The 502-nt window shown below is 66.3% G+C and carries 1 protein-coding gene; it reads right to left on the bottom strand.

All coding sequences use genetic code 11. From position 1 onward, the window contains the following. On the bottom strand, positions 1-502 hold a 502-nt coding region (locus tag Pmi06nite_RS41670), incomplete at both ends, for an ATP-binding cassette domain-containing protein (RefSeq protein WP_203958783.1).

The following is a 502-nucleotide window of genomic DNA, read 5'->3' as shown; positions in this document are numbered from 1 at the left end:
ACGATGATCCGGCCCTCGTGCAGGATCGCGATCCGGTCGGCGAGTTGTTCGGCCTCGTCCAGGTACTGCGTCGTGAGCAGCACCGTCGTGCCGCCCTCGGCGAGTTCCTTGACGGTCTGCCACACCTCGATACGCGCCTGGGGGTCGAGCCCGGTCGTCGGCTCGTCGAGGAAGATGAGCGGCGGATTCCCGATGAGGCTCATCGCGATGTCGAGGCGGCGGCGCATGCCACCCGAATACGTCGCCGCCTTCCGCGCGCCCGCGTCGGTCAGCGAGAAACGCTCGAGCAGGTCATCCGCGATCTTGCCGGGATTCTTGAGGTGCCGTAACCGGGCGACCAGTACGAGGTTCTCCCGACCGGTGAGGATTTCGTCGACGGCGGCGAACTGTCCTGTGAGGCTGATGGACTCCCGCACGTTCGCCGGTTGCGTGGCGACGTCGAAGCCGTTGACTCGGGTCGTCCCCGCGTCGGCCTTGAGCAGCGTGGAAAGGATCTTCACGA

This window comes from Planotetraspora mira (assembly GCF_016863275.1).
GTDB classification, from domain to species: domain Bacteria; phylum Actinomycetota; class Actinomycetes; order Streptosporangiales; family Streptosporangiaceae; genus Planotetraspora; species Planotetraspora mira.
This window is presented reverse-complemented; position numbering and strand designations above follow the sequence as displayed.